This window comes from Flavobacterium sp. LK-23 (assembly GCF_058135255.1).
In genome coordinates, this window is sequence record NZ_JBYUVT010000002.1 from 375,297 (window position 1) to 389,897 (window position 14,601).

The 14,601-nt window shown below is 35.2% G+C and carries 13 protein-coding genes; 5 read left to right on the forward strand and 8 right to left on the reverse strand.

Annotated elements, in window-relative coordinates; translation table 11 throughout:
* Positions 1–116: 116 nt before the first annotated feature.
* From AC3Y25_RS05050 to AC3Y25_RS05085, 8 genes are all read right to left on the reverse strand, one after another.
* Positions 117–1,169, reverse strand: a complete 1,053-nt coding sequence (locus AC3Y25_RS05050; RefSeq protein WP_489901993.1) for a FecR family protein — start codon at positions 1,167–1,169, stop codon at positions 117–119.
* Between the two features lie 89 nt (positions 1,170–1,258).
* Positions 1,259–1,816 (reverse strand): RNA polymerase sigma factor, encoded by a 558-nt coding sequence (locus AC3Y25_RS05055; protein WP_489901994.1) that lies wholly within the window; start codon positions 1,814–1,816, stop codon positions 1,259–1,261.
* A 1,129-nt stretch (positions 1,817–2,945) separates the two neighbouring features.
* Positions 2,946–3,461: a DinB family protein gene (locus tag AC3Y25_RS05060; protein WP_489901995.1), complete on the reverse strand. Its 516-nt coding sequence runs from the start codon at positions 3,459–3,461 to the stop codon at positions 2,946–2,948.
* Positions 3,462–3,482: 21 nt separating this feature from the next.
* The gene (locus AC3Y25_RS05065) at positions 3,483–3,728 is read right to left on the reverse strand and encodes a hypothetical protein (protein WP_489901996.1); all 246 of its coding nucleotides are present in this window, start codon (positions 3,726–3,728) and stop codon (positions 3,483–3,485) included.
* Positions 3,729–3,970: 242 nt separating this feature from the next.
* Positions 3,971–4,405: a DUF3995 domain-containing protein gene (locus AC3Y25_RS05070; protein WP_489902048.1), complete on the reverse strand. Its 435-nt coding sequence runs from the start codon at positions 4,403–4,405 to the stop codon at positions 3,971–3,973.
* 157 nt (positions 4,406–4,562) lie between these two features.
* Positions 4,563–5,768: a MalY/PatB family protein gene (locus AC3Y25_RS05075; protein WP_489901997.1), complete on the reverse strand. Its 1,206-nt coding sequence runs from the start codon at positions 5,766–5,768 to the stop codon at positions 4,563–4,565.
* A gap of 337 nt (positions 5,769–6,105) precedes the next feature.
* Positions 6,106–6,717 (reverse strand): thioredoxin family protein, encoded by a 612-nt coding sequence (locus tag AC3Y25_RS05080; RefSeq protein WP_489901998.1) that lies wholly within the window; start codon positions 6,715–6,717, stop codon positions 6,106–6,108.
* A gap of 737 nt (positions 6,718–7,454) precedes the next feature.
* Positions 7,455–8,120, reverse strand: coding sequence for an IS6 family transposase (locus AC3Y25_RS05085; protein WP_095927765.1), 666 nt, complete (start codon positions 8,118–8,120; stop codon positions 7,455–7,457).
* 1,353 nt (positions 8,121–9,473) lie between these two features.
* Here AC3Y25_RS05085 and AC3Y25_RS05090 point away from each other — a divergent pair.
* The 5 genes from AC3Y25_RS05090 to AC3Y25_RS05110 all read left to right on the forward strand — a co-directional run bounded on the left by AC3Y25_RS05090 (position 9,474) and on the right by AC3Y25_RS05110 (position 14,583).
* Positions 9,474–9,890 carry a hypothetical protein gene (locus tag AC3Y25_RS05090; protein ID WP_489901999.1) on the forward strand — a complete coding sequence of 139 codons (417 nt, stop codon included), beginning with the start codon at positions 9,474–9,476 and terminating at the stop codon, positions 9,888–9,890.
* Positions 9,891–10,297: 407 nt separating this feature from the next.
* Entirely contained in the window at positions 10,298–10,660 is a 363-nt protein-coding gene (locus AC3Y25_RS05095; protein WP_489902000.1) for a hypothetical protein, read from the forward strand.
* A gap of 499 nt (positions 10,661–11,159) precedes the next feature.
* Complete coding sequence (locus AC3Y25_RS05100) at positions 11,160–12,950, forward strand: chloride channel protein (protein WP_320492526.1); 1,791 nt, start codon at positions 11,160–11,162, stop codon at positions 12,948–12,950.
* 206 nt (positions 12,951–13,156) lie between these two features.
* The gene (locus AC3Y25_RS05105) at positions 13,157–14,209 is read left to right on the forward strand and encodes a succinylglutamate desuccinylase/aspartoacylase family protein (RefSeq protein ID WP_320492525.1); all 1,053 of its coding nucleotides are present in this window, start codon (positions 13,157–13,159) and stop codon (positions 14,207–14,209) included.
* Between the two features lie 155 nt (positions 14,210–14,364).
* Positions 14,365–14,583, forward strand: a complete 219-nt coding sequence (locus tag AC3Y25_RS05110) for a hypothetical protein (RefSeq protein ID WP_095927766.1) — start codon at positions 14,365–14,367, stop codon at positions 14,581–14,583.
* Positions 14,584–14,601: the final 18 nt, after the last annotated feature.

The following is a 14,601-nucleotide window of genomic DNA, read 5'->3' on the forward strand; positions in this document are numbered from 1 at the left end:
TACATAAGCCAAGAGATGTTGGAGCATCTTTTGGTTTTTTTTTGGTTAGTTTTCCCGGTTTATTCTGTCATGTTTTATCTCTTCATAGGCAATCCGTAATTTTTAGTCAATTGATATTAGTTAATAGTTATTTTTCTGGCCTTAGCATCATAAACAAACTCAAGACCTGTTGTAGCTTCTAATGTTTTTATCACTTTATCTAAATCATCATTAAGGGTGAAAGCTCCTGAATAAGTTTCTTTTTGATTTATTTGTTTATTCATAACAAAAGTGACATTATAGTATCTTGTGAGTTTTTCTAAAACTAATGGAAGTTTTTGCTCAGAAAACTCATAATAACCTTTTCTCCAGGAAAACAATGGCGTAACATCTTCTCTCGTAGTTTGTATCGTCTGATGTTTTTTGTCTAAAGCGGTAATCATTCCCGGTTTAAGAATTGTTTGTAAAGTATCTCCACTAAAAAAACCTTTCTTGGCATAGGCAACCTGTACCTTTCCTCGCAATAAGGCTGTCGATACTTTCGCATCTGCAGCGTAGCAGCTCACATTAAATAAAGTCCCTAATACGCGAACACTGTAATTATTAGCTGCCTGTACAAAAAATGGTTTTGCCGCATTATGAGCCACATCAAAAATACCTTCACCTTCCAGAAATACTTCCCTGCTTTTTGTATTAAAAGCCGTTGGGTAAATTAATTTTGATCCTGAATTCAGCCAGACCAAAGTTCCGTCTGCCAAGCTCAGATGTGCTCTTTTTCCGTATGGCACTAAAACAGTATTATATTGAAGGGTCTGAGATTTTCCTTGTTCAATTTCTTTATTATTAATGTGAATTTTATCTCCTGACTCATCATATGCAATGGTAGTACTGTCACCAATACTGACAGCCTTCTTATCTGCAAGTACTAACTTAACCTGATCGCTTTTCTCGAAGGAACCAGTACTTGAGGTTTGATTTGCAAACTGCTCAATTGGACTAATTATTTTTTGCTCTTGGTTAAAAGTGAAATTAATAACAAGGCCTATAAAAAGCACAGCTGCAAGGCTCAAGGAAAGAGTGAAAAATTTTTTTCTTCTGATACGCTGTTTTTCCAGTAGAATGCTTTGTGCAATTCTGGCTCTTAAATCAGCTTTATCTTCTTTTGGTAAAATTTTGAAATTTGGGTACAAAATATTTTTCTTTTTAGATTCTCTATATTACTATAAGAACCAAAAGGCCAAAACGTAGACAAAAAAAATGATGTTTTTTTAAAGTTTTTTTAAAGCTTCTCTCGAATCTCTTTTAAAGACCTGTAAACCAATGTTTTACAAGATTGCGCGCTAATTCCTAATGCGTAAGAAATTTCCTCGTAAGACAAGTCTTCACTAAAACGCAGATGCAGTGCATAACGTTGTTTTTTGGTCAGCGAAGATAATGCTAAGGCAAGGACTGCATGTTTCTTTAATGTCGTTTCATTAAAAATTAGCTCATCTTCTGCAGAATCAGTTTTGTAAGCACCATCTAAAATAATATCAAGAGATACTATCTTCTTTTGGGATTTTAATTTTTTAAAAATATCATTCTGAAGAGACTTGAAGAGATACGATTTCACTATTACATCCAATTTAATGGTAGTGCGGTAACGATGAAGATCGACAAAAATATCATGTATGGCATCCTGCACTAAAGATTCGTCATTAGTGTACTGCATTCCAAAGGTAAAAAGCATGTTTATGTAACGATCATATAATTCATGATAAGCACGAAGATCTCCCTTTTTTATTCGGCTCCATAAATCAATATCTCTCTTTTCATTCTTCATTGAAGATTTTCCCACTTTAGGAGTTTTATTCAATACAAAACTAAATAATTTTAAAAATTATCAATTAATTTTTCATAGTTATTTCAAAATATACAAGAAATTATCAAAACCTATAATCTTTATACTACAGTTACTTATAAAGCCTATGGCTATGTTAAAAAACTACTTATTCATAATTATATAAAACGGAGTGTCTCGCATCCAGGCAATCAAAAAAATAGTAAAATTTTAATTAATACCAAAATAGCCTTTCTAAAGCCACTTACTATTAACTATAGTTAAACTTGATAATTAATTATAAAGATGAAATTTAAATAAATTATTTAATTGAGAAATCTAATGTAATTGATTTAAACAATAACCATTTTAAATCTTCTTACACTGGATCAAAACCCTAAAATGATTAATGAGCTAGTTGATAAGCTAAAGCACTTGAAAAACTTATTCAAAATAAAGAACAATTTTGAAAATGATCAGAAATTATAGAAAAACTAATCGAAAGATTTCAAATTGCAAATGAAAAAAAATTATGAGCGAGCAAGTAACAAAAGACGATTTAAGACAGTTTGCATTAATGAAATAAGAAATGATAATAAAAAACAAGAGGAATTCACTCCTGACTGGTTGAAAAGCCGAATTGTAAAAAAATCATTGAGCATTTCCTCTGCCTGACTTCAGACTCTGCGTGTAACTGGAAAAGTGCGATGCACAAAGATCCTTGGTTCTTATTATTACAGCAAAACCGATCTGCAAAATCTTTTTAAGAATTAATCAATTATGCAAATCCATAATATTATAAAATACCTAAACCTATTTGAAAAAGATACCAGATTAAATGTTTGGTATTTTGCTTTACTAAATGCAGTTTTATATTTAGGATACAGGCAAGGACAATCTAAAGTTATTAAAGTCAGCAGAAGTAAAATAATGTCATCATCATATATAAAAACTCTTCCAACCTACCATAAATACTTTAAAGAACTTCATACAATGGGATATATCAAATATACGCCATATTATAATCCAAGATATCGTAGTGAAGTTGAACTATTATTAAAAAATAAGATAGAACTTTTATAATCAAAAGAGCTTCAAGAATTAATGACAGTAGAGATTTGTATATTGTGGACAGCTCTCAGGGAGCTTATAGACAGAAATAATTGTTTTTTATAAATTTAAAATGATGGATTTGATGACCAATAATATTAAATCCCATTGCTTCTACGCTAATTCTATGTTTCCAGTTGATTCCTGATTTTTGAAAATCATTTTGATCAAAGCTTTCAAATAAAGCAATAGTGGATTTCCGTACAGATTTCAATTCCTCAATTACTTGAATGATATGCCTGTTATTTGCTCCGGAATTTTTTGCGATTTCTTCTTCATCAAATGAAATTACATGATTTATCTCTCCTCTTACAAATCTTAGTGTTCCGGCGTGCAATAATCTTTCAATGTCAGAAATATGCTGAATGATTTCTTTAATTGTCCACTTGTTGGGGAGATACGTTTTGCCTCCTATTTTTTCAATTAGTCTTGTATCGAGTTGATTTATTTCGCGCATACTTTTCTCAAAAGCCTCAAATAGATCAATATCCTCAACCAGATTTATATACCTGTCAAAATAGTCAGGAATACTTTTTATTTCTGTTCTCTTCATTATTTAATTAAAACAAGTAAATCATTTAATAAAAACTGCATCTGCCAAATCTGCCTTATCTACAAATGTCTTTATAAAATCATGAACTTCATTTCTTTTTTCATCTTCAGTTTCAAAAGAGTTGATATGAAATTCCTCATCTTGATCCATAATGTGTATGATCTGAGTATATCCATTAGAAATCAAACTGCCTTTTAGTTTGATAATATCCTGCTGTTGGCGTCCGTTTAAATCCTTACGGATCTGCATTTTAACAGCTTTTTCCATTTTTAATATTTTAAATTTGATAACAATAATTGCATAGACACTAAAAATAGAAAATTAATTTATTTTAAAAAAACAATTTAACATGTGATCCCACTGTTTGTTAACAATTAAACCTAGTAAATCTGTTTAAAGCCTCTAAAAATCACCACACACAAGTTTGTTGTAATCATTCTATTCTCTGAACCTTTAAGTGATTAAAATCATCGTTAACTGCGTACAGGATTCTGTTAGGTAAGTAAAGTCTATTGTCCGCTAGTGATCAGTGGAATAGATAAGCTAAATAAAGAGAGCATAAGGCAAAGTGGGACATAAGTCTTGATGTCTAGCTTTGCGAAGTTCGTTCCTTTAATACTTTTCATCAATCCGACATATTTGAAATCTCCGATCGCACGAAAACAGAATATTCCTGCATTAATATAAGTCGCTATATGAATGTATTTTCTCCCAATCAGCTGGTCTGCAAGCCCAATATTTGCCAGGGTGACAAATGCTAATAAAAATAATCCGAGTCCAACAATCAGAGTTCCGAACTTACTGGGATTTAAGGCCATCTCTCCACTTACCTTAACAGGTAATGCTTTTTTTTTGCCCCATGTTCCGTCGAAGCTCCAGTAGATGTGTAAAAAAGAAAGGAAGGTAAAAATTAAAGTATTAATTGCTACTAGTGTAAATACTATTGTTTTTTATGGATTTGTTTGCATTATCAAAGTTAAACCTTTGTGTTTAATAAATCACTAAACTAAAGATCTTATTCAAATTAATAACCTCATTTATGAACGAGGATCACTTGGAAAGCACAATATTTTCTTGGTAATTTTCACTAAATAAATAGCATCATTTTCTCAATACCTCTACAATTCGATGTATTCCCTCTTTCAAAACAGAACGTGGACAAGCGAGATTTAGCCTGATATATCGTTCTGCATTAGCTACAAACATATTCCCATCTTCAACTAATACTCCTGCTTTCTCTGCAAAGTATTTCGATATATTCTGATCTGGAATTTTATCTGCATATTCAGAAATGTCAATCCAGGCAAGATAAGTCGATTCGGGTACTTCAAATTTTGATTCTGGCAAATGTTTATTGAGTTGGGCTTTTAAATAATTAAAATTTCCATCTAAATACTCCCTTAATTGCTCAAGCCATTCCTCGCAATACCGATATGCTGCTTTGACGGCTTCAACACTCAAAGGAGACAGTAAATCAAAATAGATCTTTGTCCATTTATTTCTGATAATATCATTTGGAATAAAAACATGTGACATTAGATTTCCTGCAAGGTTAAAAGTCTTACTCGGAGCTGTACAGGTTATAATACGATCACTTTGAGGAAATAAACTCGCCAAAGGTACATGTACTTTTCCCTTTCTAAGCAAATCACAATGTATTTCATCGGAAATGATCCATATATTTCTTTCGATGCAAATTTCACCAATCTTACGTAGTTCTGCCTCTGTCCATATTCTTCCTGTTGGATTGTGCGGGTTACAGAAAATGAATAGCTTTATATTTTTCTGCTTATCTTCCAATTGGTACACAATATCTTCAAAATCTAAATCATATCTGTTCTGCTCCAGAACCAGATTGCTGTAAAAAACTTGGCGATCATTAATATCGCAAGCCGTTTTGAATGGCGTGTATGAAGGAGTATTGATCAATACACTTTCATTATGACTTGTCAACAAACTCACCAACCGATTAAGGGCTGGGATTATGCCGGGAGAAACAACAAGATGTTCAAGGTTGATTTTCCATTGGTAACGTTTCATAAACCAGCTTTGCACAACTTCATAGTATTCAGGGTCATAAATACTTGTGTATCCTAATATTTTTCTGTCCAATCTATCTCTGATAGCTTTAAGGACTTCCGGCGGAGTAGAAAATTCCATATCTGCCACCCACAAACGAATGTAATCTTCATTTTTATATGGAAAAACTAGGTTCTCTTCATTGCCAAACATATAACTTTTCCAGCCATCGTAACTAAGACTGTTAGTGCCTTTACGGTCAATTATTTCATCAAAATCATATTTCATACTAAAGTCTTTTTTAATCTATTATATATCATTTTTAAGGAAGTTTGTTGATTCTCCTTCAATGAGATTGGCAGAAAATATAAAAATGTTGGTTAGCTAACTATATTCAGTAAATCAGGTTCATCGAGAACAATTTCCTTTTTTTACCAAGTTAATTATTAGTAAAACACTGCCAATCAAAGCGATGGTGCTGTTTTTCAATAAGTCCTGTGACAATTCAAAAAGCACCAAAAACTAATTTTATAATTGCTATTATGGGGAAATTTTTCAATTAACCAGTCATACTATTTTTAAAATTCTATTTTTATTGAGTATTGTAAAAAGCAACTACACTATGCTACAGAAGGAAAGGTTTTTCATTAAATCTCTGTTGGTTGTGGCAAATCTTTATACTAGCTTTTCCAAAAAATTGAATCAGCTCGCTGTTAAGAGATATCCCTTTATCCTCATTGTACCAATTCTGCAAAGCAATTTTACTGGTTTCAAAATCAGCGTTTACAGCTTTCATATTATCCATTAATTCCTGTGCCTGCTTTGGTCGTGGTCCCCAAACAAAAAGATCATTCTCTTTCTTGTCCCTTACTATAAGCTTTGGAATACTCTTGGCGTTATTAGTCAGGTAGCTTTCAATAAGGAACGGTTCAGTATCCCTCAATTGGATATCATACGTTAAATATTCATTTTGCTCTGTCATTCTTATCAAAAAGGGCACAATATGCGCAGCATCTCCACACCAGGGCTCTGAAATGATGATCCAGTGTTGTGGCGATTTTATTTTCTTTAAATGAGAAACCAGATCCTCGTCCAGCGATAATTGCTTATCCCACCGTTTCATTCGTGATCTGTTCAGTTTGGTATAATCCAAATACATGGCATCCTTATATGGAGCTGCTGGATTAGGATTATCCAATATTTCATCAAACAATTCTTTATAGCTGATATAATTCATTATTACATTAATTTAGTTTCCACAGCATCTATTCTATAGAGATTATGACAGCTTATAAATTCAATATTAAGCATTGCCGTGCAATTATTAGATAACAAAGATCATAGATTAACAAATACAAAAAGATGGACATAATGGTAAAAAGATGGTAGTTTTAGGTAGATTGTAAGATGATTTGAATACCTCCAGTAACTAAGACAAAACATCAGAGAAATCTACAGCATTTTTTATTTTGCCACTTCTTTTTATAAAGAAGTAGCAAAATAAAAGTTGGGTCATGACCTTCTCAATCGCTAAATTTACCAAGATTTGTAATATGTTAAAAAACTGAGTTATTCCGAAACGTTTTACATAATTTAAAAGTACATAAAATCTAATAAAAATGAATAATTTATATAATCAATCAGATGTTTTGGGAATTCTAAACCGAATAGAAAAACTATCCTCAAATTCGGAAAGATAATGGGAAAAATGAATGTGGAACAAATGTTAACACATTTAAATGCCTTCTTGGAAACCGCATTAGATTTAAACTCACCTGAGGCTTTTAGTCGGAAGAATTTTGGGTTTATTCTTTAAATCAAGATACATTAGTGAAAAACGATTTTCTATAAATTCCCCCACGCATAAAAACTATATTTTTACTGATATTCGTGATTTTGAAAAAGAGAAAACAAAATCTATTGGTTCTGTCGCATCTGTCAGAATCAAATATAAGAATTTAAGTGATTTAAAATTTAGCACGCCAGTTTACAGAATGATTTAAACATAGATTTCCCGGGTTTGACCATCTGATTCTTTCTTAGCATATGCACAACTTCAATTCCACTCAATGTTCGTTTTGCCGATTCAAAACTTTTAAAACCTAACCCGTTTTGTATTCGCCATTTTATAAATCGATGGTCTTGTTCTACAATATTGTTGAGATATTTACACTGCCGGATTTTAATCTTTGAGAATGAACGTTTGTTATATACTTTGATCGCTGCGATATTAGAACCGCTTTTATCAATGTTTATTACTGTTGGCCGCCAATTATTACCAATTGCTTTAATTAGAAAAGACTGAGCGCTCATTCTCTGTCTTTTTCTGGTCAAAAGAAAGTCAACCGTATTGCCTAATTTATCTACTGCCCTATATAAATAACACCAAATACCTTTTACTTTGATGTAGGTCTCATCCAATCTCCAACTCGCCCCCACTTTGCCTTTTCTCTTCTTCATCTCTGCCTCAAGCAAAGGTGCAAACTTATAAACCCAACGCTGAATCGTGGCATGATCCACAATGACTCCTCTAATCTTCATTAGTTCTTCAATATCACGGTAACTAAGTGTAAATCTTAGCTTGAAATATACTGCCTGAAGAATTATGTATTTTGGATAACAATGACCTTTAGTATTCATCTTTTGATCGGTTTAAAATTCTAAAGATAAAAGTTATTCCCAGATGCGACAGAACCTTAATATCTTTGAAATAATGAAAGACAGGTATCAATATATTGTAGATCAGGAAAAAAATAAATTAAGCCAGAATCTGGCTGAAATTGACCGCAGGTGCAAAAGAAATTTTATAATTATCTCTTCAGTGTTCACTGCTCTTGCGGCAGCTGCAATGTCTTTACTGCTATAAATAAAAGTAAGTTATCAGTGAAACTAATTTTTAGCTTAGAAATAAAAAGTCTTAGCATGTCAAGAAAACTTTCAAGATGCAGGTCTTCAAATCTGGCACGAAGATTTACCTTAAAACTGTTCTGTGTAAACAAGCTATAGGAAAGCTGAATTGCACTTCTTAATTCAGGAGTTTTTTTGCTTGCTTAGTTCTGGTACATTTTTATTATGAAAATAGGGAAAATTTCCACCTTTGAGCGGGATAGTAATGCACCCACGCTCTCAAATAAACCTGCGTGATATTATAAAACATATTTGAATCCTCTGCAATACTGCTCAAACTTAAGCCGGCATCCATTTCAAGAACCCAATTTTGGGTTAGATCCTTAGTAAATGCATACTCGCTACAGAATTGCTTAAGGTTATCCGATTGGCAATAGCTGTTTACCGATGCTAACAAAGGAATAAGATAAATTTTATTTTCTATAGCTGCATATTAAAAAACTCTTAGCTAGCGAATAGCTTACGGTACTTAAAACCGGAACTGCTTTTCACGCCAAAGACAAAAAAGTTGATCTGGGGATAAATGGACAGATGAAATCACATTATTTTAATTATTGCTTTTTACCCCTTGCAGATACAAGGGGCAATATTTACGGGGTAAATGCATACCGGAGCAGATGTAACAGATCTGCATCAGGCCAAACAAGAGGTACAAAATTCAGATGAAAAGCTTAGGATGGCAAGTGGAAATCCTTTTGTGCCGGTTTTCGGCACAAAAGATTGCTTCGCCAGTTCGCTGTCGCTCGGGTGGAACGGATAGCGGGAAGAGCTCTTGAAAAATAACATTAAATACATCCCCGCTGATCTATATCGGTTTTCCAACAGCCGCACGTTTTATAAAGTTCCTGATCAGCAGTGAGACACCAAATTAAAAAACTTTCCTGTTTTCTTCCACAGTGCAGACAAATAGCTGCATCAAATACAAATCGAATTATTTATTTAAAAAAACACAAAGCCCAATTGAATTGGGCTTTGTGTTTGAATAACATCACAGCAGCAAGATAAATTGTTCCGGCATAAAAAGAACAGATAAGAATCCCGGATAAAAAAAACATTACCTTTAAATCAGCGAACAGCAATAGAAAAATGAATAAAATTCTTGAAAAATTAACCCGTCATCTGGCAAAAAATCCCAGAAGACTTTTATTAATGGACTCTGCGGGGGCTCTGCTTAATTCTGTGCTGCTCTCTGCCGTGCTTTCAAATCTAAGCCCCTATTTTGGCATGCCCAAGACAACACTGAATTTACTCTTTTCAATAGCGGCTTGTTTGTGCTTTTACTCCGCTGTATGCTTTTTATTTTTAAAAGCAAAATGGACGCTTTACATCAGAATAATAACTTCTGCCAATTTACTGTACTGCGCGCTGACCACTGCCTTTCTATTTATTTATTATAAGCAGCTTACAGCTTTTGATCTGATATACTTTTTAGGTGAAACAGCAATTATCTGCCTGCTGGTTTATATAGAGCTTACCGTATCTGCTAAACTTCTAAAGCAGTAAGGGCAGTCAAATTATCTCCCGTCCTAAAACCCGCCTTTAAAATCAGCATTACATTAACGTTTGATTTTTCCCAAAAACCCCTTTGAAGAGGCTGCTTTGTATTTCTAGTATCCAATTCATTAAAATGTTCAAAAAACAACTCGAAAAGGCCGGGAACCTGCTGATCTGCGAACAGGAAAAAGATATTAAAGCTGTCATTTTTTAATTTTATTCACTTGATCTCATCCTTATAAATGTTAGAAACAAGAACAATGAAAAGATGAAAATACAGCACAAGGAACCCGTACAAAAAAAATGAAGCTTTTATAGTTTATTTGATAATTCTTCTTTTTCAAAATCAGTATATTTGCATCACTTATATTGTTACACTTTCTTTCCGGAGAAATACAATCCCTGCAGGTTCCCTAATGAAGCATTTAAAGTTACTATACGTTTTTCTAATATCGCTGCTTGCCTTCACAGCCAGAAGCGCATCAGACAGATCACCTGAGCCATCTTGCGGCGGGCACTTAAAAACTGGCTTTATCTCTTTTGACAATACTTTAATCACTTCTGCATTTGTAATAAAATATAAAGAGCTGGATGTTCATTTTAAATTTAAAAGTAAAGTAAAATACCGTGCAACTGCTTCGGAAAGCGATGCTTTAAATATTCCTTACAGCACTAAATCAGCACTTTTTGCAATCTTTAAAAACAGCTTAATTTACGGCATTGAAGTTATTTACCAAATTCAGCGTCATAATTACCTGCACCTCTACCAGCTTTTCTAAAACGGGCTTTCATTATTGAGGCAGAACTGTTCGGCAGTTCCTTATCTGCCGCTTAACAGCATTGACAGCAGAACACAATACAGTACTAAGCACAGTTTAGTGAAGGCAGTCAAAGACACTGCTGTCAGCTCTGGATCCATAAATAAGGCTCAGCGATGTCTGGGCACTTGTTCCCGGCGCTGCTGTTTTTAAAAAACTATGTCCGCAGGTGCTGTTCAATTTATACTGCAGAAATTTCTTCACTGATAAGCACCAATAAAAAAGGATTACAGCAATTACAAGCCGGCATTCGCAGCGGAAAGACCAGAACAAGAAGAAATCTTCTGCCTGTTTACTGCTAAAATAAAAATTTCAGCGTACAGAGAACCGCTGTGGCTAAGTAAAATAATAAATCCAGCTCTGCACTGCAGACAAAAACGATAGAGATAACTAACAAGGCAAGACCCAGGCTGAATATTTTAATACTGCCCGCTGGCTGCCCGCACCTGATTACTAATCAATGAAAATAGTCGTAACACAGCTCTTAAAAGTAAAATACATCCTGATTGAAGGACAGAAAAAATTAACCCGCAAACAGTTCATTTTTCTCGCCAGCGTATTGATTGGATTTACTGCTGCCTTTGCTGTAATATTTTTAAAGGCCTTTGCCCATTGGGTCTTTTCCTTTGCAGCTTATATCAACGCAATAGTAAAATTAAGTTTTATAAACAGCATACTTCCTTTGATTGGGATACTGCTGACTGTACTTGTGGTAAACAGGATTTTAGGAGGCAGCCTCGAAAAAGGGACTTCTCAGATCTTGTACATCGTCGCGCGAAAAGCCAGCATTATCCCTAAAAAACAAATGTACGCCCAGATCATGACCAGTTCCCTTACTGTGGGGCTTGGGGGTTCGGCCGGGCTGGAGAGTCCAATTGTAATTACCGGTGCCGCCTTTGGTTCCAATTTTGCCCAGCAGTTCAAATTAAGCTACCAGGAACGGACGCTGCTCATTGGATGCGGGGTTGCAGCCGGTATAGCGGCCGCTTTTAACGCTCCTATAGCCGGTGTGCTTTTTGCTGTCGAGGTGCTGCTGGTAGATGTTACAATCGCGGCTTTTACCCCTATTATGATTGCCGCGGCAACAGGCGCGCTTGTTTCAGCGGTGGTCTTAAATGAAAATATACTGCTGGTTTTTAGAGAAAAGCAGACATTCGACTATCATAATATTCCATTTTACGTGCTGCTGGGACTTTTTACTGGTCTTACAGCGGTTTTCTACGCCAGGAAATTTTTAAAAACAGAACATTTTTTTGCGCACTTAAAATTTGGCCCCTATAAAAAAGCTTTAATTGGAGGAGCGGTATTGGGAATTCTGATTTTTGTTTTCCCTACCTTATTTGGTGAAGGTTATGAAAGCATCAAAATCCTGGCCGATAAGAACCCGGGAGCACTTTTAAAAAACACACTCTTTGAGCAATACAGCACCAGCAGCTGGATACTGCTGGCTTTCGTTGGATTTTCAATGTTCCTAAAAGCTTTTGCTTCCGGGATAACCCTTGGAAGCGGCGGGAACGGCGGGAACTTTGCCCCTTCCTTATTTCTGGGATCCTATGCTGGATACTTCTTTTCAAAGCTGTTAAATCTGGCTGGTTTAACGGATCTTCCGATTAGCAACTTTACCCTTGTAGGGATGGCAGGAATTCTCAGCGGGCTGTTTCATGCCCCGCTGACAGCGATCTTTCTTATTGCAGAAATAACCGGAGGCTACGATCTGATGATACCCCTTATGATAGTGGCTTCAGTAAGCTTTGCTGTTTCAAAACGTTTTGAAAAACATTCTCTCGATGTAAAAAACCTTGCCCGAAAAGGAAATGCCTTCACCAGCAATAAAGACAGCAATATTTTATGCACGCTCAATATTGAGGATCTTGTAAAAAAAGATTATTTGACCCTTACAGCAGATCAGGATATGGAAAAGATTTCCGATCTGCTGGCACACTGCGATCAGGTCGTTTTTGGAGTAGTGAGCCCGGAGAATGAGCTCGAGGGACTGGTTTATTTTGATGACATCAGAGAAATCATTTTTGATACTTCTCAAGTTAAAAATACAATGGTAAAAGATATAATGTTAAAGCCGGTTCAAACTATCTATCTCTTTGACAGCATGGAAACCGTCATGAATAAATTTGAGAAAAGCAGTAAAATATTTCTTCCTGTAGAAAAAAACGGCAGGTATTATGGTTTTATGGCTAAATCAGATATTTTGGAATCCTACCGAAACAGGCTTAAATCCATGACATTTGAATAATAACTTTTAGGGATTATTACAATGGAACATTTTTGTTCCAGCTAATAAAAAAAATGCAGACTGCATCAAATTTTAAAAAAAGGTAAAGAGCCGTTCGTTCAGCTTTTGTTTTTCTCCCTGCAGCAAATTGAATCCCGAGCTATTATTTTTAATTTAAATCAACTAAACAATAATATATTAAGCGCTTCAGCCGCTTTAAAATACGCATGAAAAATTTACTCCTTTTTTTATTTTCCTTACTAATAGTTCAAACAGCACAGTCTCAAAAAAATTCTTTAAAAAAGATCTTATCCCAGCTCCAGCCTGGTGTTAAAGACACCATATTTCATTTAAGCACCTTGGATTCCATTACGGCAGATCTTCCCGCAACTCTAATCAAAGGAAGCCAGAGCGGTCCCACTTTTACCATAACGGCAGGTATTCACGGAATGGAATATCCCGCCATAGCCTCTCTGCTGCAGCTTCGCAGGGAAATAAATCCTCAAAAGCTTAAAGGAAATTTAATCATTATTCCCATCATGAACCTGCAGTCCTTCTACCAAAGAACTCCTTTTGTAAACCCCTCGGACAACCTGAACTTAAACCGTGTTTTTCCAGGCAGCAGAACAGGAAGTATCACCGAGGTAATTGCTGATTTTATAACCACTCAGGTTTTTGACGCCACGGACGTGTTTCTGGATCTGCATGGCGGGGATGTCAATGAAGATCTCATACCCTTTATCTGTTATTATGATAACAAGGAATTCAAAGAGCAGACCCGGCTGGTTTCCCGTCTTAGTGAAAACAGCGGTTTTTCCACCATTGTGAGTTATCCCTATGTAATTGCCGAAGGCCAGCCGGCGATGTATGCCTTTAAGCAGGCCGTAAGGCTGGGCATCCCGGCGCTGAGCATTGAAATTGGAAAGCTTGGCAGCTGCGAGAAGTCAGATGTTTCCTTTACTAAAAATGCAGTTTACCGCATGCTCAAAGAGCTGCAAATGTATGAAAGCAAAAAAGTGATACCGGCTGCTCCTGCAAAAAACAAATACAACAGGCAGGCCTATGTTTCAGGACCCGGCCAGGGATTATTTTACAGCAGTTTTAAAGCTGGAAGCAGAGTGATAAAAGAAGAGGAAATTGGCTATATCACAGATGTTTTCGGACGTAATGTGAAAATAATCACAGCGCCCCAAAGCGGCACAATTCTCTACAAAGCAGGAAGACTGCCGGTAAACCAAGGCGAAACATTATTCTGTATCGGCTATAAGGCTGTGGATTAATTTTATATCAATACCGAAAGCTCCAAGATCCTGCCGCTTTGAAAAGAATTAATCTACATGAACAATACTGCCTGCTGTCAGCCGTTTACAATAGTTCGGTGCCTGTCTATCATAACAGCACTATAATTAAGGCACCCAGACAAATTTAAACTCCTATGAAAAAATTTCAAATTAAAAAAACAGAGCACGGAAAATGGCTTGTATCTCACAACGAAGTTCCCAAATTCAGCTGTATTTTTGAAGATAAGAAATTCAATTACGACAGAACAATCATCGGCCTTTTAGATCCAGCAGGTGATCCAGAAGAAATACAGCTTTTGCAAAAAATGGAAAAATGGCTCAAAGAATACCACAAGGATAAAATTAATGGATAATAAGCCGCTGCACTAATT